Consider the following 20381-nt stretch of genomic DNA (forward strand, 5'->3'; position numbering starts at 1 on the left):
GGCCGAGGCGGTCACCACGCTGGTGGGCAAGTACCACGACGAGGGGGCCGCGGGCGGGCGCGACCACCGGGTCATCGTGGCCGTCCACCCGAGCACCCGGCCCGACACCGGCACGGCGGAGTCCTGAGGGTCCTGAGCGCGGCGGGCGGGGCCGAGACTGTCGGCCCCGCCTGGCATGCTGCGGAGCCATGACTCAGATCCCCGCCGAGAACTTCTCGCCGTCATGGGGCGACGGCTCCCGCGCAGACCCTCCCCTGGTGGGCGACGAGCGCGAGATCCTCACCTCCTATCTCGACTGGCATCGCCACACCTTCGAGCTCAAGTGCTCCGGGCTCCCGGCCGAGCGGCTGTCCGACAGGAGCGTCCCGCCGTCCGCGATGAGTTTGCACGGTCTGATCCGCCATCTCGCCGCGGTCGAGCGCTGGTGGTTCCGCCTGCAGTTCGCCGGCGAGGACGTCCCGATGCTCTACTACTCCGACGACGATCCCGACCAGGATTTCGGCTCCCTCGACGGCGATCCCGCCGAGGCGCTGGAGGTCTGGCGCGCCGAGTGCGCCCACTCCCGCCGCATCGTCGAGGCGGCCTCCCTGGAGGCGACCGGCACACGCCGCTCGACCGGCGAGCCCGTCTCGCTGCGCCGCATCCTCGTCAGCACGATCGCCGAGTACGCCCGGCACAACGGCCACGCCGACCTGCTCCGCGAGCGCATCGACGGAGCCACGGGCTTCTAGGCCGCTTCGCCCCACGCCCATCGGCAGGCCTCAGGAGCACACGTCCGCACCGGCCGGTCTCAGGAGCACACGTCCGCACCGGCCGGTCTCAGGAGCACACGTCCGCACCGGCCGGTCTCAGGAGCACACGTCCGACCGGCCGGACGGCTTCGTGCCACCAGCGGGGACGGCTACGTCTCACCGCTCGTCCGGGGTGTCTCACCGGTCGGGGACGGGGCGGCGGTAACCGTGGGTCTCGTGCCGCTTGACGAAGCCCAGCGAGCGGTACAGCTCGCGCGCGGCGTGGTTCTCGGCGTCGTGGTTCACGCTCACCGTGCGCATGCCGAGCGCCTTCATGCGCCGCATCGCGCACAACAAGACCGCGTCCTCGTAGGGCCGCGCGACCAGGCTCTCGGTCATGACGGCCGGTATATCACCTCGGCACGCGATGACGGCACGCGCCGAAGACAACTTTGTTCTTGACAGTTTTAGTTTTCGGTGGCACCGTAGGAAGTGCGGCGGGCGGTGACCGCGGAAACGAGACCATCGCCCCCCACCCGAACGGCACCTACCCGCATCCGACCGGATGACGTCCATGGAAAGAGTGATCACAATGCAGAAGGTCATGTCGGCAGACGGCACCACCATCGCTTACGACCGCTCTGGCACCGGGCCCGCGGTCATCCTGGTCGGCGGCGGCTTCGCCGAGCGGACCAACCCCCTGTTCGTGGCGGTCGCCGAGGAGCTGTCCTCCCGGTTCACCGTGTTCAACTACGACCGCCGCGGCCGCGGCGACAGCGGTGACACCGAGCCCTACGCCGTGCGGCGCGAGATCGAGGACCTCGACGCCCTCATCGAGGAGGCCGGCGGCTCGGCCCTGGTGTTCGGCGGCTCCTCCGGCGGCGCCCTGGCCCTGGAGGCCGCGCACGCCGGATCCAAGATCAGCAAGCTGGTGGTGTTCGAGCCGCCGTACGTCACCGACGGCAGCCGGGCCGCCCTGCCCAGCGAGAAGGAGATCAGCGACCTGGTGCGCGCCGGCCGCCGCGGCGACGCGGTCGAGCTGTTCATGGTCAAGGGCGCCGACGTCCCCGCCGAGATGATCGGGCAGCTGCGCGAGCAGCCGTTCTGGGCCGGCATGGAGGACATCGCCCACACCCTGGCCTACGAGGCCGCCATCGTCGGCCCCGGGGCGGTGCCCGCCGAGCGCTTCGCCTCCGTCACCGTTCCGACGCTGGTGCTTGTCGGGGCCGAGAGCTCCCCGCGCATGCAGGACGCGGCGCGCGCGGTCGACGCGGTCCTGCCCGACTCGCGGCTGGCCACCCTGGACGGCATGGCGCACGGCCAGCTCGACACCAAGGTCCTCAGCGCCGAACTGGCGGACTTCTACTCGGCATGACCGGCCGTGAGCACGGCGAGGGGGCGGCGTCCGCGCCGCCCCTCGTCGCGAGCCGGGCGGTGGAAGCGCCGGTCGTCCAGGGATCACCACGCATGACCTGCGTGGCCTCGGCGGCGCCAGGGATCTTCACGCACGATCTGCGTACCCTCGGATCATCACGCACGATCTGCGTACCCTCGGCGCCCTCCAAGCATCACCACGCACGACGTGCGAGCCCTCGGCGCACCGACATCAGCACGCACGATCTGCGTGCCCTCGGCGCCGTCCGGAGATGACCACGCGTTACCTGCCGGCTCCCGCGCCGTCCGAAGATGAGCACGCATGACCTGCGCGCCCTCGGCGGCGTGCGGCCCGCCGGCGGTCGCTCGCCACCGCCGTGCACCTCGCCTGCGCCGGTGTGGACGGGGAACCGGCCATCCGCGACGGCGAAGGCTACGAAGAGTTCATTCGGCTTTCGGCGACCGTTGTCGTTATTTGACAGCATTTGTCGGTGATCATTACAGGGTCCGTTCGCGCATCCCCCGCAAGGAGGCCACGTGCACACCCTGCAACGCCCGCGACCTTTCTGGCCGGCACGGCTGACCGTCGTGCTCGCCGCCCTCGTCTCCCTGACCGGCCTGGTCGGCATCACCCCCGCCGACGCGTCGGTCTACGGCTCCTGCACCATCTCCCGCTGCGCGGACGCGCGCTCGGCCGACTCGATCTGGGCCTCCAAGGGCTACCCCACCACCAGCGGCTGGTACTCCTGGCCGGACGGCCGCTACAACTACACTGGCGGGCGCTTCTACAACCGCGAGGGGCAGCTCCCCAGCGGCGCGACCTACTACGAGTACGACGTGTACTCCCGCGCGAAGGGCGCCGCCCGTGACGCCTACCGCATCGTCGTCAACCGCAGCACCGGCGTGACCTGGTTCTCGCCCAACCACTACACCGACTTCTACCGGCTCTAGGAAACCCATGACACCCGCCGAACGTCCGCTGCCCCGATGGCTGACGGTGTCCACCGGCCCGGCGCCGGCGGTCGTCGACGGGAGCGCGTGCCGTACCCGCGCCGCCCTCTTCGAGGAGGCGGCGCGGGTCCTGCGCTTCCCCGGCTACTTCGGCCGCAACTGGGACGCCTTCGCCGACTCCCTGCGCGACGCCACCGGCTCCGGGCCGGTCGCCCTGACCGTGGAGCACGCCGAGGACCTGCTCGCCGCCGAACCGCCCGCGCAGCTCGCCACCCTGCTCGACGTCCTGGCCGGGGCCGCCGGCGACGGGCTCACCGTGACCCTGCGCACCGACCCGGCCCACGAGGCCGCGCTGCGCGACCGCCTGTCCGCCGTCCTCACCTGAGCCACGGCGAGGCGCTGGGACGACGCGCTAGAACAGGGTCAGCGGCTCGGCCGGCAACGGGTCGGGCAGCGGCTCCAGGGTCGGCACCTGGGCGCGCACGTCGTCGTGGAAGCGGCGGGCGAGCATCAGCGCGTCGGCGTTGTCGGGGGTGTGCACGAACACCGTCGGCGAACGGCCCTCGCGCAGCCATTCCGCCACCGTGGCCACCCACGGCCGCCACCCCTCCACCGTGCGGGCCGCGTCGTCCCGGCCCAGGTAGCGGACGATCGGGCGGTCGGTGAGCGCGGCCGTCCGGCGCGGGACCCGCGGTTTCCTCGTCCACGCCTCCCGTTCGGCGTCGCTGCTCGGAGGGCTCTGGAACAGGACCGTGGTGTCGAAGGGCACCCACTCGGCCCCGACCCCCGACAGCACCCGTTCGAGCAGCCCCGCCGACCTCTCGTCGTCGAAGAACGCGCGGTGGCGCACCTCGACGGCGTAGCGGTACCCGCCGGGAAGCCCGCGCAGGAAGCCCGCGAGCGCGCCGGTGTCGCCCGGGGCGAAGGACCCGGGGAGCTGGATCCACAGCGCGTGGGCACGCGGCCCGAGAGGCTCGATCGCCGCGAGGAAGGCGCGCAGCTCCTCCTCGGCGCCGGACAGCCGGCGCTCGTGCGTGATCGACTTGGGCAGCTTGACCACGAAGCGGAAGTCGGGGCCGGTCTGCCGCGCCCACGACTCCACGGTGCTCCGCGCCGGCGTCGCGTAGAACGTGGTGTTGCCCTCCACCGCGTCGCACCAGGTCGCGTACGCCCGCAGGCGCTCGCCGGGGGCGAGCGGATGGGGGAGATATCGTCCCTGCCACGGCGTGTGCGTCCACATCGCGCATCCCACATGAAGCCGCATGCTCCGACGCTACCCCTGCGGACCGTCCTCGGCCGCCTGCCGCGGAGGGACGGCCCGGGTAGGATGCGGCGTCATGACCGACGCGCACGCCGTGGTGCGGCAGGTGTCCTCCAAGGTCGTCTACAGCAACCGGTGGATGACGGTGCGCGAGGACGCCATCGAGCATCCCGACGGCTCCCCCGGCCTGTACGGGTACGTCGTCCGGCCCGACTTCGTGCTCGTCGTCCCGCAGGAGGACGACGGCTTCCACCTGGTCGAGGAGTACCGCTACCCGATCGGCCGCCGCTCGTGGAGCTTTCCGCAGGGCTCCGCGCAGGCCACCACCCGGGAGGAGGAGGCCCGCAGGGAGCTGGCGGAGGAGACCGGCCTGCGGGCCGCCGACCTGCGGCACATCGGCCGTCTGGACAACGCCCACGGCATGACCGACCAGGGCCTGCACGTGTACCTGGCCACCGGGCTCACCGAGGGCCAGGCCGAGCGGGAGCACAGCGAGCAGGACATGCGCCAGCGCTGGGTCTCCCGCTCGGAGTTCGAGCACATGATCCTCACCGGCGCCGTCACCGACTCCTCCTCCGTGGCCGCCTACACCCTGCTCCTGCTCCACGAGCGCGCCTGACGGGCCGATCAGCGGACGGCGTGCGGGCGGTAGGCCAGGAAGCCGGCCGCCGGGGAGATGCCATCGCTCAGCCGCCGGTGGTCGGTGCCGTAGCCACGACGCTGCTGGTAGGCCCAGTACGAGGTGTGCCGGGCGTCCGCCCACCGTTCGAAGATGATCACCTGTCGGCCGGTGGCCGGGCCGGTGGCCCTGATGACCAGGTCGCCGGGCCGCAGCGCGGCCACCGCGACGCGCGTGCTGTAGCGGGCCGAGACCAGCCCCCGCGAGTCGGGGCCGGGGCCGCCGAGCCGCAGCGCCATCGCGGCGTAGCCGGAGCCGTCGGCCCGGTAGCCGCCGTACCGCTTGACCTGGCTGTAGGGCACCCGTTTCACGGTCCCCGGGTTCCACGTCAGGGCCCTGGCGATGACCTGCGCCGGCGTCAGGCCGGGGACCGGCCACAGCTCCTCGACGATCAGCCGCGCGTCCGCCGCCTGCGGCTGGTACCGCTCCGGATACTTCGAGACCTGGACGCGCTGGCAGACCTCGCCCACCACCGCCGAGCGCCACGAGCCGTCGGGGTACTTGCGCAGCATCTTGTCCAGGAACGCGCCGGTCGCCCACGCCACGTCCAGCCGCTGGGCGGCGGTGCCCCACGTGGCCCGCTGCTGGAACACGCCCAGGCTGTCGTGGTCGACCTCGCGGTCGATGTTCCGCACGCCCGACTCGACGATGGCCGTGGTGACGGCGATCACCGCGGCCTCACGGGGCAGCCCGCGGGCGCGGACGGCCGCGACGACCGCCCGGGCGCAGGTGACGCGGTAGCCGTCCAGGTACCCGCGCATCTTCATCGTCATCCGGGTGTCGAGCCGCGCGGCCAGGTCCGCGTCCCCCGCCGTCACCGCCGCGCCCCCGCAGGGTGCGGTCGAGACGGCGGCCCGCGTGGTCGAGACGGCGGCCCGCGTGGTCAGGACGGCGGCGCTCGTGGTCGAGACGGCGGCGGCCCGCGCGGGTGTGCCGGGAGCGGTCACCGCCATCGCCGCCGCGATCAGGACCGCCGTCCCGGCGCCCGCCGCGCGGCCCCCCGCGTGCCGGGACGATCCGGCACGCGGGGGCGTCCTGCGCATCAGGTGTGGCCTGGGCACTAGCGGATCCTCGTGGGACGGTAGGCGTGGAACTGGGAGCCCGTGGTGAGCCCGTCCTTGACCACGCGGTGGTCGGTGCCGTAGCCGGCGCGCTGCTGGTAGGCCCAGTAGGAGGTGTGGGCGGCGTCGGCCCACTTGTCGAAGATGACCACCGCGCGCGCGGTGTTGCCGCCCACCGGATCGATCACCAGGTCGCCTTGGAGCAACTGCGCCATCGCGATGGGACGGCTGTAGGCGCTGGAGGCCAGGGCGGTGGTGAGCGGTCCGGGCTTGGGCAGGCCCAGCGTCATCGACACGTAGCCGGAGCCGTCGGTCCGGTAGCCGCCGTACTGCTTGGCCTGGCTGTAGGGCACCCGCTTCGCGGTCCCCGGGTTCCAGGACATGGCCCGGGCGATCACCTGCGCGCGGGTGACCGTGGGAGGGGGCGGCGGCGGCGCGTCCTCGCGGATGTTCAGCGCGCGGTAGGGCTTGTACTCGCTTCCCGACGACAGGCCGTAGGTGCGCGTGCGGTAGTCGGTCCCGTAATGACCGCGTTGTTCGTAGGCGTAGTAGGAGCTGTGCGCCGAGTTGGCCCACTTGTCGAAGATGACCACATGACGGGTGGTGTTGGAGCCGATCGCGTCGATCACCAGGTCGCCTCTGCGCAGCTCCGACATCTGGATGCGGCGGGTGTAGGCGCTCTTTGCCAGCCCGACGGTGATCGGTCCCGGCTTGGCCAGGCCCAGCGCCATGGAGGCGTAGCCGGAGCAGTCGGTACGGTAGCCGCCGTGCGTCTTGGTCTGGCTGTAGGGCACCCGCTTGGAGGTGTGGGGATTCCACGTCTTGGCGCGGGCGATCACCTGCGAGCGGGTGATCGGCGCGGCGGCCGCGGCGGCCGCGAGTCCGGGCACCGCGGTGGTGCCGGTGCCCACCACCGCGGCCGGGACGCCGGGGGTGGGGGACGCCGCGTGCGCCGCCGCCGCGGGGGCGAGGCCGCCGCAGGTGACCGCGGTGATGAGTGCCAGGTGTCCCGCCGTGATCCTGAAGCTTCGGTCCGAGGGCATGTGCTCTCCTTGTCCCTGCCGTTGATCGTTCGGTTGGCCGGCCGAGCACACACGCTGACAGGAAATTCCTGAAACGCTTCGTGAAATTGGTGAAGTTGGGACAATAGCCGCCTAGGTGTCGACATGACCTGCGATGACTCAGACCGCTGGGACAAGGTTGGGACGAACCACCGTGGCGAATGGAACCGGAAACCCGAGCCGGAGCCGACGGCTGCGCCCGCTCCCCGACGATCTCCCCGAGCCGACCCGCGTGCTGCTGCGGGAGCTGCGAGCGCTGAAGGAACGGGCGGGACTCGACCTGCGGGCGCTGGAACAGGCCACCCACGCGAGCCGGTCGTCCTGGGGGCGATGGCTCTCTGGGGAGACGTGGATCCCCCTGGACGCCGTGGAGGGGCTCGCCCGGCTGTGCCGCGCGGACGGGCGTCACTTCCGCGAACTGTGGGAGTCGGCCGAACAGGCGCGACGCTCGGCGGAATGGGACCCGCCCGCCGACACCGCCATCGACACCGCCACAGCCATCGACACCGCCACCGCCGCCGTCCTGGACCCGGCTCACCCCGGCCCCCTGAGCAACGGGTCGCCGGACCCGGAGACCTCCGTCGGCGCGACCACGGCCCTGGAGACCCGGGTCATCGAGGGTCAGGCCGTCCGGGATGCCGGGCCGGCGCCTGGCGCGGTGGCGCCGCGCGGGCCGGCGGAGCGACTGAGGCGGCGGTTCCTGGTCGGTGCGGCGGCGGGCCTGGTCGTGGGCATGGCCGCCGGCGTGGTGCTCGCCATCTCGGCCCTCGGCGGCGATGCGGGCGGCGAGGCGCGGCCCACGGCCACGCCGAGCACCGCGCGCACCACGGGAGCGGCGGGCGGAACGGTGACTCCGCCGCCCGTCATCGCCCGGACGGCGATGATCGCCCGTGCGGGCGGCTGGCGCCCGGCCACCGCTCGGCGCGTCCCCTACAGCCAGTTCAAGACCTACGAGGGGTACCGGACCGACGGCTCCGGCTACGTCTCCATGGCGCTCGGGCTGCCCCGGCCGGGCCCGAACACCATCAGCCTGGCCTCGCGTGCCTACAGCCGTCCCATCAAGATGGCCGAGCTGCGCCGGGGCGACCTGGTGATCGATCCGGTGGGCGGCAACACCGCGCGCGCGGTGGTCATCTTCGACGAGTGGGCCGACGCCGCCCACACCTCCTACTGGGCCTACCAGCAGCGCGCCGGCTACGGCACCGACCACCGCGTGGTCAAGGACGGGCTCACCACGGGCTCCCAGTTCCACGCTTACCGTCCGGTCAACATCCGCGACGACGCCGTCGCCCCCGCGACCGCCGCCTCCCGCACCGCGACCGCGATCCCTCTGCCGGACTGAGGAACGAGCGTGTCTAGAGTTGCCCCATGACTCCTCGGGATATTCCGGTGCGCACACTTGCCGATGCGCCGACCACGCTGGCGGAGCTGACCGGCGACGCGGTGACCCTGGTGGTCAACGTCGCGTCGAGATGCGGCCTCACCCCTCAGTACGCCGGCCTGGTCCGGCTCCAGCAGCGCTTCGGCGAGCGTGGTTTCACGGTCGTCGGCGTTCCGTGCAACCAGTTCGCCGGGCAGGAGCCGGGGTCGTCCGAGCAGATCCAGGACTTCTGCGTCACGACCTACGGCGTGGACTTCCCCCTGCTGGAGAAGCTCGACGTCAACGGCGACGACCGCCACCCGCTCTACACGTCCCTGGTGGAGACCCCGGACGCCTCGGGCGACGCGGGCGACGTCCAGTGGAACTTCGAGAAGTTCCTGCTCGACCGCGACGGCGCCGTCGTCGCGCGGTTCCGCCCGCGCGTCGAGCCCGAGGACCCGTCGGTCATCGAGGCCATCGAGAAGACGATCGGACAGAACTGACGCACGGCCTCTTGGCGGCGCATGGCCGCGTGGTGACAATCGGGTCATGGACCTGCGCATCACCACGCTCGCGGAGCGCCCCGAGTTGGAGTCCCGGTTGTGGGCGATGCCCGACAGCTGGCCGGTCTTCATGAAGGAGGACCCGGTCGCCGACCTGTTCTACCCGGTGGTCGGCGCCGAGTACGCGGAGTTCGCGCTGGTCGCCGAGGACCGCGACCAGCCGGGCGAGCTCGTCGCGCGCGCCTTCTCGGCGCCCTTCCTGCTCGAAGGCGACGAACTGCCCGACGACGGCTGGGACGGCGTGCTGTGGCGCGCGGCGAGGGCGCGACGCCGCGGGCGGGCGCCCGACGCGATCTCGGCGCTGGAGATCACGATCAGGCCCGACATGCAGGGGAAGGGCCTGTCGGCGGTCATGCTCGGCGCGCTGCGCGACCAGGCGGCACGCCTCGGCTTCGGCGAACTCTTCGCTCCGGTGCGCCCCAGCGGCAAGCACCTCCAGCCGCGCACCCCGATGGCGGACTACGCCGCCCTGCGCAGGGAGGACGGCCTGCCGGCCGACCCCTGGCTGCGCGTCCACGTGCGGGCCGGCGGCGTCATCGAGAAGGTCGCCCGGCGATCCATGGTGGTGCCGGGCACCGTGGAGGAGTGGCGAGGCTGGACGGGCCTTGCTTTCGACGACTCCGGCGAGGTGGAGGTCCCGGGCGCGCTGGTGCCCGTCCACTGCGACGCCGACCACGGCCACGCCGTCTACGTCGAGCCCAACGTCTGGGTGCGCCACCGGCTCCCCTAGCCGCCGTCATCGGTTCCGGGACGTGAGAGAACAGGGCCGGGCGACCCCGGGGAGGGAGGTCGCCCGGCCCTGCCGTCGCGGCGGGGATCCCTGACGATCTAGCCCTTGTACTCCGTCTTCAGCTTCTGCTTCTCCGTGAAATCGGGGTCGTTCTTGGGGTCGGTCTTGGGGTCGTTGTTCGGGTCGGCCTGGTCCGGCTTGCCCGTGGGCTTGCCTCCGTGCCTGGGGTCGCGCGGCGGGCCCTTCGGGACGTCCGTGGAGCAGGTCAGCGGGGCGTCGTTGGGCACCAGGACCATCGAGACCGCGACCCGGCTGGTGGATTCGGGCTGGTAGTCCTCGGTCCGCATGCCGATGACCAGCTTGGTCGCCGGGGGCATCGCCGAGGGCGTGAAGATCATCACGGGTTCCCCGTTGGGCTGGCGCCCGTCGTGCAGGACCTTCCTGAACTCCTTGTCCAGGTTCTGCGAATGGTCCGACGGCTCACACCACTTGTTGATCGTGATCTGGGCGGGGATGCCCGCCTGGGCCAGGGTCCGCTCCATGGTCGCCGGGTCCAGCGACTGCCGCTTGGTCATCTTCACGGTGACCGTGCCGTCGGGGTTGCTGTCGACGGAGAACGCGGCCAGGTGCACGTGGACCTGGTTGCCGGACGCGAGTGGCGGCGCGTTCACCTGCGGGTTGTCGAGCACGGGCGTCAGCGCGAGGCCGGCCGCCAGCGCGGCGCCGCCCGCGGCCCCCGCGATCCTGCGGCGGCGGCGCGCCCGGCCCGCCGCCACGACCTTCTGCACCGGCGTGCGCATGTGCACCCCGGCCATCGAGTCCCGTACCGCGTCCAGCACGTCGTTGTCGTTCATCGTTCGCCCTCCTGGCTGTTGACTGGTGCGAGGTGACCGCGCATCGCCGCGACGGCGCGCGACAGATGTGCGGTCACGGTTCCTGGAGCGATCCCCAGCGCGCCGGCGGTGGTCTCGGTGTCCAGATCGAGGAACACGCGCAGCGCCACCACCTCCCGCTGCCGCCGTGGCAGGCGCCGTAGCGCCACCAGCAGAGCGGGGTCCACGCCGGCCACGTCCGCCCCCGCGGGATCCACGGCTTCGTGGTCGGTCAGCGCGACCTCGTGACGGCGTCGCCGCCACCAGGTGACCCGGGTGTTGAGCGCCACGCGGACGATCCAGGCGTTCGGCGCCGGATGCCTGCTCACCTTGCGCCAGGACGTCCACGCGCGGGTGAACGCCTCGGCGACCAGGTCCTCCGCCAGCTGCCGGTCGCCGGTGGCGGCCAGCACCGCGCGGAGGCAGGCATCCCGGTTCTCCCCGTAGAACTGCTCGAAATCCAGATGCTCCACGTCCCCTATACGCACCGGCGCCACCGGACGCTTACCTGCTTCCACGTCCCGCTCCGACCTGTGCCGAGGGCGGGCACAGGTCGGTCATTCGGACGCGCCGCGGGTGCGGATGGTTCTCGCCGTGACGGCCTGAGGTCGCCGAGAACCTGTGACACGGCCACCACGCGGCACCGCGTCGGCTCGGTGGCCAACAACTCGGCCCTTACGTGCGTCCAATCTGGTGTGAAGATGCGCACACCACTTGTCCTGACGGCCGCCCTGCTCGCGGCGGTCGCCGGCTCGGGCGTACAGGCCCAGGCCGCCACGAGGGCCACCACCGCCTCGAAATCCGCAACCGCCGGCGAGTCCGCCGTCGCACGGTGCCGTACGACCCAGCTCAAGGCGAGCGTCGGACGGGTCGACGCCGGAGCCGGCCAGCGGTACGCGCCGCTCGTGTTCACCAACACCTCGGCCAAGACGTGCTGGGTCTACGGCTTCGTCGGGCTCGTCATGATCGACGGCAGGGGCGACGCCCTGCGGACCAGGACCCGCAGGGAGAGCGTCACCCCGCACCGGGTCACCCTGCGGCCCGGCGGCCAGGGGCGGGCACGGCTGCACTGGACGGTCATGAAGGTGGGCGCCGAGAAGGCCTGCCAGCCGGCCGCCCGCCTCATGATCATCCCGCCCGACGAGGTCGCCCACCTGGAGATCCCCTTCAAGGCGAACGTCTGCGACGACGGCCGCGTCGACGTCACCCCCTTCCGCTGACCGGACCGCCCACGCCGGCCGAGGCCCGGCCGGCGCCCCAGGCGGCGTGGCCGGACGTGGGCGTGGTCCTGACGGGAGGCCGTCGGGTAGGCCGGACGTCGGCGTGGTCCGGGCGGGAGGCCGAGGGCAGGCCGGACAGGTCTTCCCGTCCGAGGGCGTCGTCCCCTCTGGTTCTTCCTGTTTCCTCCCAGTACCACGCCAACGATTCCACCGCTTTCTCGTCCGGCACTTTCCGCCCCTGTGGCGCCGCTTTGAATTCTCCGGGGAATCGCCGTCCGGACTTCCGCCGGAGACACGGTTCCCCTGGTGGACGGCGCCTGCACACTCTCGGAGGCGCGATGCCGTATTCCTCTGACGCATTCGAGGTATCGCGTTCACGCGGCCATCCGCCAAAAGCGATATTTGCCGCCGCCTGGGCGATTTCGCCAGATATCGGGATTAGTGTGGGTGATGTTCAGCGCCGCATCGGCGTGTCCCGAGACCCGGAACCGGCGCCGGTCATTCCGCCATCCGGGCTCGGCTCTCACCTCAGGGAGTGATCTCTGATGCTCAAACGTCTCCTCTTCGCCGCCGCGCTGGCGGCCTCCACGCTCGTCGTCACCGGCGCCGCCGAGGCGTCCAGCCCAAGCGTCTGCGCATCGGCCGGACACCGCGCCCCCTCCTCCTCCGACCTGTGCAAGTGGAGGGACGACGGCTGCTACTACTGCTACAGCTACAGGACCGCGCGGTGGGACCAGCAGTATTGCGGCGGCGGCGACGACAGCGGCGACAGCGGCGACGGGGAGTAGCCGCATCGGTGACCGGCCGTCACGGCGACGGCGTCCCTGCGGAGCATCGCCCGACGGGGCCGCCCACGCATCCACGGACGTGAGCTATGGCGACATATGGCTATAACTGTCCGCATTGCCGCGAGATTGAGGTGACTTTTCCGATCGGCACCGCACCGGCGGAGGCGTCCTGCCCCGGCTGTGGCGCGGCGTCGGCCCGGGCGTTCTCGGCGCCGACGCTGGTGCGCACGCGGGCCGCGGTGTCGGCTCACGTGCGGCGGGCCGAGCGCAGCGCCTCCGAGCCCGAAGTCGTCACCTGCCTGCCGGGGCGCCGCCCCAGCGGCGCGGTGGCCCTCCATCCCGCCACAGGCCGCCTGCCGCGGCCGTGACCGTCCCGGTCGCGCAGCGCCGAAAGGAGCCCAGCCGTGCCAGAGTTGATCTTCCCGCTCGACTCGGACAAGAGGTTCACCGACCAGGCCAAGATCGGCCACAACCGCTGGCACCCCGAGATCCCGCCGGTGGCGTGGGTCAAGCCCGGCGACGCCTTCCGGGTCCACTGCCGGGAGTGGTTCGACGGCGCGATCCACAACGACGACTCCGCCCAGGACATCCGTGACGCCCCGCTGACGACGGTGCACGCGCTCAGCGGCCCGTTCGGGGTCGAGGGAGCGGAGCCGGGCGACCTGCTGGTCGTGGACATCCTCGACCTCGGCCCCATCCCGCAGGAGGACAGCGGCCCACTGGCCGGTCAGGGCTGGGGCTACACCGGCATCTTCGCGACCGAGAACGGCGGCGGCTTCCTCACCGAGCAGTTCCCCGACGCTTACAAGGCGATCTGGGATTTCTCCGGGCAGACCGCTACATCGCGCCACGTCCCCGCGGTGGCGTTCACCGGCATCGTCCATCCCGGGCTCATGGGCACGGCGCCGTCGGCGGCGCTGCTGTCCAGGTGGAACGCCCGCGAGGGGGCACTGAGAGCCACCGACCCGCGAAGAGTGCCGCCGCTGGCCCTGCCCCCCGAGCCCCGGGACGCCGTGCTCGGCTCGGTGCCCCGGTCCGACTTCGTCCGGATCGCGGCCGAGGCCGCCCGCACCGCGCCTCCGAGAGAGAACGGCGGCAACCAGGACATCAAGAACCTGACCAAGGGCTCGCGGGTGTTCTATCCGGTGTTCGTGCCCGGAGCGAACCTGTCGGTCGGCGACCTGCACTTCTCCCAGGGCGACGGCGAGATCACCTTCTGCGGCGCCATCGAGATGGGCGGCTTCGTCGACCTGCGGGTCGAGCTGCTCAAGGACGGCATGCGGACGTACGGGGTCGGCGAGAACACCATCTTCATGCCGGGCCGCACCGCCCCGCAGTACAGCGAGTGGCTCGCGTTCTCCGGGGTGTCGGTCACCCTGGACGGCGAGCAGCGCTATCTGGACTCGCACCTGGCCTACCAGCGGGCCTGCCTGCACGCGATCGACTACCTCACGGCGTTCGGCTACCACCCCGAGCAGGCGTACCTGCTGCTCGGCGCCGCGCCGATCGAGGGCCGGCTGTCGGGGGTGGTGGACATCCCCAACTCCTGCGCCACCGTCTACCTGCCCACCGCGATCTTCGACTTCGACGTCCGTCCGGGCGCGTCCGGCCCGGTCCGCGCCCCCCGGGGCGCGGCGCCGCACGCCCGCTTCGAGTGAACCCGCCGACGGCGCAGCGGCCCACCCGGGCCCCTGTCCACCGACGAGCCCGAACAGGCGACGGCCCGCCGGGATCACGGCGGGCCGTCGCGTGAGGTGCCCCGCAGGTCAGCCGTCGTTCTCCGACGACGGGATGGCCGCGCCCGGCACCTGGTCCGGCGCGTAGAACTTCGTCTCACCCGGGTAGGGCTTCTTGAAGTCGTGCGCCTCGTACCACGAGAAGTGGTCCATCTGCACCGGGCTGACGGAGTCGGCCCGGGCGGCGGGCCCGCTGAACGGCTGCCGCGACTTCCAGGCCGCCCACTTCGCCGCGACCTCCTTCTGGTCGGCCGGCACCTTCGCCGTCGGCGCGGCCGCGGCGCTCGGGTTCTGCGGCGCCGGGGTGTCCGCACCGCAGGACGGCAGGTTCGCCGCCGGCAGACCCAAGGTCAGCGAAGTGCGGTTCGGCAGGAAGGTGAAGGGCCTGTAGTCGGGCTTCTTGGTGAAGGCCCGGCTCATCGGGGTGGCGGCGGTGTCCTTCTGGTTCATCGGGTGGATCCCGAGGATCTGCTCGATGGTGCGGATCATGTTGATCTGCGTGTAGTAGTGGCTGTCCACCGTGCCGTGCTGGGCCCAGGGGCTGATGATCTGGATCGGGGCACGGTGGCCGTCGACGTGGTCGGTGCCGGCCTGGGAGTCGTCCTCGACCACGAAGATCGCGGAGTCCTTCCAGTACGGGCTGTGCGAGATGGTGTCCACGATCTTGCCGACGGCCAGGTCGTTGTCGGCGACCTGGGCGGCGCCGTTCACCGGACCGCCGGTGTGGTCGCTGGAGAGCCAGAACATGTTCAGGTTCGCCGGGCCGTTGGCCTCGAAGTCACGCTTCCAGATCTGGTACCGGTAGATGTCCGGGACGCTGGTGTCGAACTTCGGGAAGCCGTGCACCGACACGTCGTTGAGCGACGGGATCGGAGAGGAGGAGTTCAGGGTGTACTTGGTGTCCTGCCCCGTCGACTCCATGTCCTTGGTGTCGCAGTACAGGTTCTGCCAGGTCGCGCCGGCCGGCTTGGTGAGGAACTGGTGGAACTCACCGAAGTCGCGCACGGAGTCGCCCACCGCCTGCGCGCCGCTCCAGATGAAGCCGGTGCGCTGGTGGCCGAGAGCGTCGTCCTCGGTGTCGTAGCTGCGCAGGTACTCACCGGCCGAGGACTCGGTGTACTCGGGGTTGTCGGCCTGCATCAGCCAGTTGTGGCCCTCGGCGGAGTTGGTGCCGATGTCGTAGGTGTTGTCGTACAGCCCGAACTGCTTGGCCAGCGCGTGCTGGTTCGGCGTCACGTTGTCGCCGTACTGGGCCAGCGAAGGGTCGCCGTTGCCCTGCGGAAGGTCGCCGAGGACCTGGTCGTAGGTCCGGTTCTCCTTGACGATCAGGAAGACGTGCTTGATCGTCGAGGGGTCGCCCAGCCGCTTCGGGACCGCCTCGGCCTTCTGCTTGTTGCCGTGCGCGACCTTCAGGTCGTTCTTGCCCCAGCCGTTCTGGGCGAAGACCTTGGCCGTGTACTCGGCGATCCGCCTGTCGTCCGGCAGCGTGAACCGCTGCAGGCTGGAGGTGGTGTCGTGGGTGCCGTGCCCAGCGGCGGTGGTGGGGCGGCGGGCGTCGATGCCCCGGGTGTTGGAGACCAGCACCTGGTCGCCGACGGTGGTGATCTCCGCGGGGAAGTAGTCCGTCGGGAGCAGGCCGACGTAGCCGACCGGCTCCTGCGGCGAGGTGTAGCGGTAGACGGCGACCGCGTTGGCGCGTCCGAGGGTGACCAGCAGGTGGCCGTCGTCGGTGAGCGTCACCGCGTCGGGCTCGTAGCCGACCTGGGACTCCGGCCACGGCTGGGTGGCGATCGTCTGGACGACCTGGTCGCGGGCCGTGTCGATGACCGACACGTCGTTCGTGGCGGTGTTGGTGACGAACAACGCCCCGTTCTTGGCGTACAGGGCGGTCGGGTGCAGACCGGTCTCGATGCTCGCGACGGCGGCGGCCGGGTTGGCCAGGTCGATGACGCTGACCGTGCCGGTGGTGGCGGCACCGGTCTTCGGGTCGGCCGGCACCTGGGTGCCGTAGGAGTTGATCGTCGTCTCGCCGGGGTTGGCCGGACGGCCGCCCTCGTTGCTGACGTAGAGCTTGGTCCCGACCGCGACCATGTCACGAGGGGCGTTGCCCACGGCCCAGCTCCGCTGGATGGCGCCGGTCGCCGCGTCGAGGGCGACCACCCGGTTCTGGCCGTTGACGGCGACGTACACGGTCTTGCCGTCGGCGGAGAACACCGGCTCACCCACCAGCGCGCGCTTCGAGCCCTGCGCGGCGATGGTGACGTTCACCGGGTTGGCGAGGCTGCCGTCCGCGTTCACCGTGAACCTGGTGAACCCGTCGGCCCGGCCCAGCCACAGCTGCGAACCGTCGGGCGAGTACGTGGGGCCTTCCTGGCCCACGTCGTTGCCGCTGATGCGCAGGTTCGCCGCCGCGTTGTTGCCGACGAGCTGCTGCACCTTCCAGTTCTTCAGGTCGACGATGACGAGCGCCATCCCGCCGTCGGTGATGTTGGCCGCCAGGTGGGTGCCGTCCGGGCTGACCGTGGACGACATGATCTTGCCGTTGTCGATGACGAGACGCTCGCCGATCGGGTCGAGGTACTGGGCGCCGGAGACGACCAGGCCCTTGTCGGTGGTCTGGCCGACCTGGTCGGTGCCGAACATCTCGGTGGAGGCGTAGGCCATGCCACCGCTGGCGACGACGAGGGCGGCGGTGCCCACCGCGAGGAAGCGACCGGCGTGCCGGCCGGAGAGACCGAAACGGGCCTTCTCCACGCGCTGGCGTTGGACGTGCATGAATCATTCCTTAGAAGTGCTGCCGAGCAGGTCGACGTTTCCGTCGAACTGCCACAGGGGGTTGGGCGCGTCTCCGGTGGGGGTACGCACCTGGAAAAAGCCGTTGACCTCCTTGGGTCCGTCTCCGTCTGCGACGTACCGCCCGTCCGCGGTGACGTCGAGCTGGTAGATGGCCGACCCCACGGCGGTCGTGCCGGGGAGGTGCCAGGACACGACACACCGCCAGTCGTTGCCCGGCCCCTCGTCCGGCACCCGGGAGCCGCCCTTGTCGCAGGACGCGGTGACCCCCAACCGCGCCTCGGTGACATCGGGACGATTGAGCTCCCGCGTCTGCAGCCGGTAGAGGTGGGCGAACGCCGTGGCGAGCGAGTCCTGCAGCTTCACCTTCCCGATCCCCGAGCCGGTGGCCGGGGTCGCGACGGCCACCACGCCGACGGTCAGGGCCACCAGCGCGGCCAGCGGCAGGACCGCCGCCGCCAGGACCTGCCGGCCGGAGCCGTCGTAGGTAAGGTCGGTGAAGTCGCGGCGTAGGAACAGGCGGTAGGCCAGCGCGGTGGCGGCGACCGCCCACACCAGGCTCACCGCGAGGCCCATGAGCAGGGGACCCGTCTGCGCCGGATCGGTGAACAGCCCGCGCCAGGCGATGAAGGCGTTGCTCGGCAGGGCCAGCCGCACGGCCACCGGCAGCGGGAGCAACTGCGCGAGCTGCAGCGCGAAGGCGAGCAGCGCGGGCACCAGCAGCCCCATCGGAGAGCGGCCCAGGGCCACCGAGCCGAGCAGGCCGACCGCGGCGAACGCCAGCGTCGGCGCCAGCGCGCAGGCCCACGCGAGCAGGACCGTTCCGGCGGCGTCCGCCGGGGCCAGGAGATGGCCGTCCAGGCCGGCGAGCTGCCGGCCGCCGACCGCGGCCAGGCCGCCGGCGATGCCCGAGGCGGCCAGTCCGGCCACCAGCAGCAGGATCACGGTGAGGCTGGCCAGGGTCTTCGCCACGAAGATCCGCCGCGGGGAACGCACCGCCACCAGGAGATGGCGCCAGGTGCCCAGCCGGTCCTCGGCGGCGAAGACGTCGCCGGCGACCAGCGCCGTCAGCAGCGGCAGCGCCCAGCTGCACGAGAAGTCCAGCACGACCAGCGCCCCGGCCCAGCCGGTCGCGTTCATCCATCGGCCGAAGACCGTGTCGGCGGGCAGCGTGCTCTGCAGGCTCACCGCGGCCACGAAGGCCGCCGGGCCGATCCAGCAGGCCGCGAGCAGCAGGCGGATCCGCCACTGCGAGAGCAGCTTGACCAGCTCGAACCGGTAGGCGCGCGTCACCGGCGCCGGGTGCGCGCCGGCGCGGGGTCGGGTGAGGGTTGTCGCGGTCATCGCGCGTCCTGCCGTCCGGCGCCGGTCATGGCGGTCCCTTCCTGGTCGGTCCGCCCGGGCACGGTCCGCGCGGATGCCTCCTGATCGGTCCTCGCTACGTCTTGGCCGGTGCTCGCTGCGTCCTGGCCGGTCCGCGCTGCTTCCTGGCCGGTTCGCACGGGTGTCTCGTGCTCGGTTCGTGGGGGCGCGGTCATCGCGGATGTCTCCTGATCGGTGCGTGTGGGCGCGGTGCCGGTCAGGGCCATGAACGCGGCCTCCAGGGGCGCCACCACGGGTCCGAGCTCACGGAGCGCCACGCCGGCTCCCACCAGCCGGACGACGAGTTCGTCCAGGGCCGTCACCGGCCCGCGGACGACGACGTCGGCGGCGTCCGCCCGTTGGCCGAGGTCACGGGCGGGCACGACGCGGAGCCCGGGCGCCTGTGACGCCAGCCGGCGAGCGGCCTCCGGGTCGGAGGTGACCAGCCGGTAGTCCAGCTCGCCGCTCTCGGCGGCGAGCCTGCCCACCGGCCCGGTGAAGACGACACGGCCGGTGGCGAGGATGGTGACCTCCGAGCACAGCACGGCGAGGTCGTCCATCCGGTGGCTGGACAGGACCACGGCGGCCCCGTCCTCGGCCAGTCCGGTGATGACGCGGTGCACGTGCTGCTTGCCCGCGGGGTCCAGGCCGTTGGCGGGCTCGTCGAGAACGAGCAGTCGTGGCTTGGTGAGCAGCGCGGCGGCCAGTCCGAGCCGCTGGCGCATCCCGAGCGAGAAGCCCCGGACACGGTCGTCGGCGACGTCGGTGAGTCCCACCTGCTCCAGCGCGTCGTCCACGCCGGCGGCGCCGCCGGACTCCTGCCGGCGCAGGGACGCCAGGGCCGAGAGGTTCTGCCGAGCCGTGAGCGAGGGATAGAGCCCGGGGCCGTCCACGAATCCCGCGACGCCGTCGGGTACGGCGAGCGTCCGGCCGACCGGCGTGCCCAGGATCTCAAGGTCACCGCTGTCGGCGACCGCCAGGCCCAGCAGCAGACCGAGGAGCGTCGTCTTGCCGGCGCCGTTCGGGCCGACCAGACCGTGGACCTGCCCGCTCGCCACGTCCAGGTCGATGCCGTCGAGTGCGATCACCTCGCCGAAGGACTTGGTGATCCCGCGCGCTCGGACCGCAGGGCTGCTGTGCATGTCGGTCTCCCTTGGCTTGATCCCCAGCCACCTGAACTTAGAGATCGCGGTTGACCCTGGAGCGGCGCACAGTCAAACGTTGCGTAAATCCCACACAACCCGCCGATATCCCCATAAACCACCGAAACCCGCCTCAATCCGGCGATCTGCGTAATCACCCTGGTCAAGGCCGCCTACGACCTCCCCGCCATGGCGAGGGGAGGTCGCCGGTCCGAAACGGGACAACACCGGCCGCGCGGCGGTGAACGGCCGCATCGTCACCCCGGCCCGGCTCTCGACGGGCTTTCCATCGCAGTGAACGGCGATTCCGGCCGCCCTGTGTGTCGTTGTGCACGCTCGCGGTCGAGTGTGCATTCGTACGCAGAAGACCGCCTTGCCCGGCTCCTAACGTGAGCGTCGTCGCCGGCGAGCAGCACACTCACCGGCGGCGCAACCCGGAACACCCGGCCCCGAGCCGGAACCCTCACACAGGAGAACACCCACCATGAGCAAGATCCGCAAGCTGCTCGTCGGCACCGCCCTGGCCGGAGCCATGGCCGCCGGCATCGCCGCCACCCCCGCCCAGGCCGCCACCACCCAGGCCGCCGGCACCCCCACCGCCGCCGCCACCACCACGGCCGGCGCCACCACCACCGCGAGCACCAGCACCGCCAACGGCTTCGACCGGCACGGATTCGGCCGCATCTGGTCCGGCTAC

General features: G+C 71.8%; 22 protein-coding genes. 13 read left to right on the top strand and 9 right to left on the bottom strand.

Annotation, left to right across the window (positions count from 1 at the left end; translation table 11 throughout):
* Window positions 1–188 precede the first annotated feature (188 nt).
* Window positions 189–731: a DinB family protein gene (locus tag ABZU32_RS39250; protein WP_354843953.1), complete on the top strand. Its 543-nt coding sequence runs from the start codon at window positions 189–191 to the stop codon at window positions 729–731.
* 198 nt (window positions 732–929) lie between these two features.
* Here ABZU32_RS39250 and ABZU32_RS39255 read toward each other — a convergent pair whose 3' ends face one another.
* Window positions 930–1130 (bottom strand): hypothetical protein, encoded by a 201-nt coding sequence (locus ABZU32_RS39255; protein WP_354931459.1) that lies wholly within the window; start codon window positions 1128–1130, stop codon window positions 930–932.
* A gap of 193 nt (window positions 1131–1323) precedes the next feature.
* On the opposite strand from ABZU32_RS39255, the gene ABZU32_RS39260 reads away from it, so the two are divergent.
* The 3 genes from ABZU32_RS39260 (at window position 1324) to ABZU32_RS39270 (ending at window position 3441) form a co-directional block, all read left to right on the top strand.
* Window positions 1324–2106, top strand: a complete 783-nt coding sequence (locus ABZU32_RS39260; protein ID WP_354931462.1) for an alpha/beta hydrolase — start codon at window positions 1324–1326, stop codon at window positions 2104–2106.
* A gap of 536 nt (window positions 2107–2642) precedes the next feature.
* Window positions 2643–3056: a ribonuclease domain-containing protein gene (locus ABZU32_RS39265; protein ID WP_354843948.1), complete on the top strand. Its 414-nt coding sequence runs from the start codon at window positions 2643–2645 to the stop codon at window positions 3054–3056.
* A gap of 7 nt (window positions 3057–3063) precedes the next feature.
* Complete coding sequence (locus ABZU32_RS39270; RefSeq protein WP_354931465.1) at window positions 3064–3441, top strand: barstar family protein; 378 nt, start codon at window positions 3064–3066, stop codon at window positions 3439–3441.
* Window positions 3442–3468: 27 nt separating this feature from the next.
* Here ABZU32_RS39270 and ABZU32_RS39275 read toward each other — a convergent pair whose 3' ends face one another.
* Entirely contained in the window at window positions 3469–4320 is an 852-nt protein-coding gene (locus tag ABZU32_RS39275) for a DUF72 domain-containing protein (protein ID WP_354931468.1), read from the bottom strand.
* Between the two features lie 73 nt (window positions 4321–4393).
* Between ABZU32_RS39275 and ABZU32_RS39280 the strand changes: the two genes are divergently transcribed.
* Window positions 4394–4936 carry an NUDIX hydrolase gene (locus tag ABZU32_RS39280; RefSeq protein ID WP_354843940.1) on the top strand — a complete coding sequence of 181 codons (543 nt, stop codon included), beginning with the start codon at window positions 4394–4396 and terminating at the stop codon, window positions 4934–4936.
* Between the two features lie 8 nt (window positions 4937–4944).
* Here ABZU32_RS39280 and ABZU32_RS39285 read toward each other — a convergent pair whose 3' ends face one another.
* Window positions 4945–6057, bottom strand: coding sequence for a hypothetical protein (locus ABZU32_RS39285; RefSeq protein ID WP_354931471.1), 1113 nt, complete (start codon window positions 6055–6057; stop codon window positions 4945–4947).
* The gene (locus tag ABZU32_RS39290; RefSeq protein ID WP_354931473.1) at window positions 6057–7100 is read right to left on the bottom strand and encodes a hypothetical protein; all 1044 of its coding nucleotides are present in this window, start codon (window positions 7098–7100) and stop codon (window positions 6057–6059) included. The genes ABZU32_RS39285 and ABZU32_RS39290 overlap by 1 nt, the downstream gene beginning before the upstream one ends.
* Window positions 7101–7272: 172 nt before the next feature.
* Between ABZU32_RS39290 and ABZU32_RS39295 the strand changes: the two genes are divergently transcribed.
* From ABZU32_RS39295 to ABZU32_RS39305, 3 genes are read left to right on the top strand one after another with little or no spacing between them, the layout of a single operon-like run.
* The gene (locus ABZU32_RS39295; protein ID WP_354931476.1) at window positions 7273–8460 is read left to right on the top strand and encodes a helix-turn-helix transcriptional regulator; all 1188 of its coding nucleotides are present in this window, start codon (window positions 7273–7275) and stop codon (window positions 8458–8460) included.
* 26 nt (window positions 8461–8486) lie between these two features.
* Window positions 8487–8981 carry a glutathione peroxidase gene (locus tag ABZU32_RS39300; RefSeq protein ID WP_354843928.1) on the top strand — a complete coding sequence of 165 codons (495 nt, stop codon included), beginning with the start codon at window positions 8487–8489 and terminating at the stop codon, window positions 8979–8981.
* Between the two features lie 46 nt (window positions 8982–9027).
* Window positions 9028–9771: an N-acetyltransferase gene (locus tag ABZU32_RS39305; protein ID WP_354931479.1), complete on the top strand. Its 744-nt coding sequence runs from the start codon at window positions 9028–9030 to the stop codon at window positions 9769–9771.
* 98 nt (window positions 9772–9869) lie between these two features.
* On the opposite strand, the gene ABZU32_RS39310 is transcribed toward ABZU32_RS39305, so the two are convergent.
* Together ABZU32_RS39310 and ABZU32_RS39315 are read right to left on the bottom strand one after the other, a co-directional pair.
* A complete protein-coding gene (locus tag ABZU32_RS39310) occupies window positions 9870–10625 on the bottom strand; it encodes a hypothetical protein (RefSeq protein ID WP_354931482.1) in 756 nt (251 codons plus the stop codon).
* Entirely contained in the window at window positions 10622–11116 is a 495-nt protein-coding gene (locus ABZU32_RS39315; protein WP_354843920.1) for a sigma-70 family RNA polymerase sigma factor, read from the bottom strand. Before ABZU32_RS39315 ends, ABZU32_RS39310 begins: the two co-directional genes overlap by 4 nt.
* A 228-nt stretch (window positions 11117–11344) precedes the next feature.
* On the opposite strand from ABZU32_RS39315, the gene ABZU32_RS39320 reads away from it, so the two are divergent.
* From ABZU32_RS39320 to fmdA, 4 genes are all read left to right on the top strand, one after another.
* Entirely contained in the window at window positions 11345–11863 is a 519-nt protein-coding gene (locus ABZU32_RS39320) for a DUF4232 domain-containing protein (protein WP_354931485.1), read from the top strand.
* A gap of 545 nt (window positions 11864–12408) precedes the next feature.
* On the top strand, window positions 12409–12651 hold the full coding sequence (locus tag ABZU32_RS39325) for a hypothetical protein (RefSeq protein ID WP_354931488.1): 243 nt from the start codon (window positions 12409–12411) through the stop codon (window positions 12649–12651).
* Between the two features lie 86 nt (window positions 12652–12737).
* On the top strand, window positions 12738–13019 hold the full coding sequence (locus ABZU32_RS39330; RefSeq protein WP_354931491.1) for a zinc ribbon domain-containing protein: 282 nt from the start codon (window positions 12738–12740) through the stop codon (window positions 13017–13019).
* Between the two features lie 36 nt (window positions 13020–13055).
* Window positions 13056–14309: a formamidase gene (gene fmdA / locus ABZU32_RS39335; protein WP_354931494.1), complete on the top strand. Its 1254-nt coding sequence runs from the start codon at window positions 13056–13058 to the stop codon at window positions 14307–14309.
* Window positions 14310–14417: 108 nt separating this feature from the next.
* Here fmdA and ABZU32_RS39340 read toward each other — a convergent pair whose 3' ends face one another.
* The 3 genes from ABZU32_RS39340 to ABZU32_RS39350 are packed head-to-tail and all read right to left on the bottom strand — an operon-like array spanning window position 14418 to window position 19684.
* A complete protein-coding gene (locus ABZU32_RS39340) occupies window positions 14418–17162 on the bottom strand; it encodes a bifunctional YncE family protein/alkaline phosphatase family protein (RefSeq protein WP_354931497.1) in 2745 nt (914 codons plus the stop codon).
* A gap of 3 nt (window positions 17163–17165) precedes the next feature.
* Complete coding sequence (locus ABZU32_RS39345) at window positions 17166–18524, bottom strand: ABC transporter permease (RefSeq protein WP_354931500.1); 1359 nt, start codon at window positions 18522–18524, stop codon at window positions 17166–17168.
* Window positions 18521–19684, bottom strand: coding sequence for an ABC transporter ATP-binding protein (locus ABZU32_RS39350; RefSeq protein WP_354931503.1), 1164 nt, complete (start codon window positions 19682–19684; stop codon window positions 18521–18523). The genes ABZU32_RS39345 and ABZU32_RS39350 overlap by 4 nt, the downstream gene beginning before the upstream one ends.
* A gap of 484 nt (window positions 19685–20168) precedes the next feature.
* Here ABZU32_RS39350 and ABZU32_RS39355 point away from each other — a divergent pair.
* Window positions 20169–20381 (top strand): hypothetical protein (locus tag ABZU32_RS39355; RefSeq protein ID WP_354931506.1); only part of this gene is annotated, 213 nt, incomplete at its 3' end.

Source organism: Sphaerisporangium sp. NPDC005288 (assembly GCF_040607475.1).
Classification (GTDB): domain Bacteria; phylum Actinomycetota; class Actinomycetes; order Streptosporangiales; family Streptosporangiaceae; genus Sphaerisporangium; species Sphaerisporangium rhizosphaerae.

Excerpts from the sequence above, each read along its gene's own strand:
- ABZU32_RS39250 (WP_354843953.1), top strand. The coding sequence starts at position 189 with ATGACTCAGATCCCCGCCGAGAACTTCTCGCCGTCATGGGGCGACGGC.
- ABZU32_RS39255 (WP_354931459.1), bottom strand. The coding sequence starts at position 1,130 with ATGACCGAGAGCCTGGTCGCGCGGCCCTACGAGGACGCGGTCTTGTTG.
- ABZU32_RS39260 (WP_354931462.1), top strand. The coding sequence starts at position 1,324 with ATGCAGAAGGTCATGTCGGCAGACGGCACCACCATCGCTTACGACCGC.
- ABZU32_RS39270 (WP_354931465.1), top strand. The coding sequence starts at position 3,064 with ATGACACCCGCCGAACGTCCGCTGCCCCGATGGCTGACGGTGTCCACC.
- ABZU32_RS39275 (WP_354931468.1), bottom strand. The coding sequence starts at position 4,320 with ATGCGGCTTCATGTGGGATGCGCGATGTGGACGCACACGCCGTGGCAG.
- ABZU32_RS39280 (WP_354843940.1), top strand. The coding sequence starts at position 4,394 with ATGACCGACGCGCACGCCGTGGTGCGGCAGGTGTCCTCCAAGGTCGTC.
- ABZU32_RS39290 (WP_354931473.1), bottom strand. The coding sequence starts at position 7,100 with ATGCCCTCGGACCGAAGCTTCAGGATCACGGCGGGACACCTGGCACTC.
- ABZU32_RS39300 (WP_354843928.1), top strand. The coding sequence starts at position 8,487 with ATGACTCCTCGGGATATTCCGGTGCGCACACTTGCCGATGCGCCGACC.
- ABZU32_RS39305 (WP_354931479.1), top strand. The coding sequence starts at position 9,028 with ATGGACCTGCGCATCACCACGCTCGCGGAGCGCCCCGAGTTGGAGTCC.
- ABZU32_RS39310 (WP_354931482.1), bottom strand. The coding sequence starts at position 10,625 with ATGAACGACAACGACGTGCTGGACGCGGTACGGGACTCGATGGCCGGG.
- ABZU32_RS39320 (WP_354931485.1), top strand. The coding sequence starts at position 11,345 with ATGCGCACACCACTTGTCCTGACGGCCGCCCTGCTCGCGGCGGTCGCC.
- ABZU32_RS39325 (WP_354931488.1), top strand. The coding sequence starts at position 12,409 with ATGCTCAAACGTCTCCTCTTCGCCGCCGCGCTGGCGGCCTCCACGCTC.
- ABZU32_RS39330 (WP_354931491.1), top strand. The coding sequence starts at position 12,738 with ATGGCGACATATGGCTATAACTGTCCGCATTGCCGCGAGATTGAGGTG.
- ABZU32_RS39340 (WP_354931497.1), bottom strand. The coding sequence starts at position 17,162 with ATGCACGTCCAACGCCAGCGCGTGGAGAAGGCCCGTTTCGGTCTCTCC.
- ABZU32_RS39345 (WP_354931500.1), bottom strand. The coding sequence starts at position 18,524 with ATGACCGCGACAACCCTCACCCGACCCCGCGCCGGCGCGCACCCGGCG.
- ABZU32_RS39350 (WP_354931503.1), bottom strand. The coding sequence starts at position 19,684 with ATGCACAGCAGCCCTGCGGTCCGAGCGCGCGGGATCACCAAGTCCTTC.